At 68.4% G+C, this 1,272-nt stretch carries 1 protein-coding gene; it reads left to right on the top strand.

Translation table 11 applies throughout. From position 1 onward, the window contains the following. The first annotated feature begins 109 nt into the window (after positions 1–109). Positions 110–1,261: an IS630 family transposase gene (locus tag MY526_RS26935; RefSeq protein WP_436705490.1), complete on the top strand. Its 1,152-nt coding sequence runs from the start codon at positions 110–112 to the stop codon at positions 1,259–1,261. Positions 1,262–1,272: the final 11 nt, after the last annotated feature.

The raw sequence follows: 1,272 nt of genomic DNA, 5'->3' as shown, positions 1-1,272 counted from the left end.
CTAGTGCCGCGGCTGCCAACCTTTGCCCGGTGCAGGACCGGTTCTCGGCTGGGGCGGTGCCGGTCAGCCTTGTCTCGTCTGATCCTGACTTCCCCGCAGGAGATGCGAGATGGTCCAGCCCGTGCAGGTCCGGCCGATCAGCAACGACGAGGGCATGCGGCTGCTGCGCATCGTGCGCCGCGGCACCGGGTCGGTGGTGACCTGGCGGCGGGCGCAGATGGTGCTGCTCTCCGCGCAGCGGATGCCGGTGGCCAAGATTGCCGAGGTCACCTTCACCAGTCCCGACCGGGTCCGCGACGTGCTGCACAACTTCAACGCCGACGGGTTCGATTCGCTGTATCCGCGCTACGCCGGCGGTCGGCCACCGAAGTTCACGCTGCCCCAACGTCAGCAGATCAAGCAGATCGCGCTGAGCCGCCCGGCCGATCACGATCTGCCGTTCTCGGTCTGGAGCCTGTCCAAGCTGGCCGACTTCCTGGTCGCCGAGGGGGTGGTCGACGACATCTCCCACGAGGGCCTGCGCCTGCTCCTGCGTGACGAGGACGTCAGCTTTCAAGCCGTGAAGACCTTCAAGACCAGCACCGATCCGGACTACGAGGCCAAGACCAGCCGGGTGCTGGCGCTCTACGCGATCGCCGACGGGATCGTCGAGCCCGGGCCGGACGACCCGACGATCGTGTTCTGCGTCGATGAGTTCGGGCCGCTGAACCTGCAGCCTCATCCGGGCAAGCAGTGGGCGCCACGGGCCAGCGGCCGCGGGGACCCGACTGCTCCGCGACGGCGCCGACGCCGGGCGACCTACACCCGCCCGCACGGCGTGCGGCACCTGTTCGCCGCACTCGACCTGCCCCGCGACAAGCTCTACGGCCACGTCACCCACCGCAAGGGCCGCACCCAGTTCCTGGCCTTCTGCCGGTACCTGCGCTCGCTCTACCCGGCCGACGTGCGGATCGCGATCGTCTGCGACAACTTCAGCCCCCATCTGTCGACCACCCGCGATGACCGGGTCGGGGCGTGGGCCGAGGCGAACAACGTCGAGATCGCCTACACCCCGTTCTACGGCTCCTGGCTCAACCGCATCGAGGCGCAGTTCACTGCCCTGCGCTACTTCACCCTCGACGGCACCGACCACCCCACCCACCGCGAGCAGGCGCGCATGATCCGCCGCTACATCGGCTGGCGAAACCGGCACACCACCGACCCAAAGCTCCGCAAGGTCATCAAGCGCGCCTCCACCATCAAGAAGGCGAAGGTTGCCTGACCCGGCACTAG

Source organism: Geodermatophilus sp. CPCC 205761, from assembly GCF_051383655.1.
Lineage (GTDB): Bacteria > Actinomycetota > Actinomycetes > Mycobacteriales > Geodermatophilaceae > Geodermatophilus.
Note: the sequence above shows the minus strand (reverse complement) of the source record. Positions and strands in the feature narration are given on the sequence as shown.

What these genes read in the sequence shown, in the direction of transcription:
- MY526_RS26935 (WP_436705490.1), top strand. Translation starts at nt 110, where the DNA reads ATGGTCCAGCCCGTGCAGGTCCGGCCGATCAGCAACGACGAGGGCATG.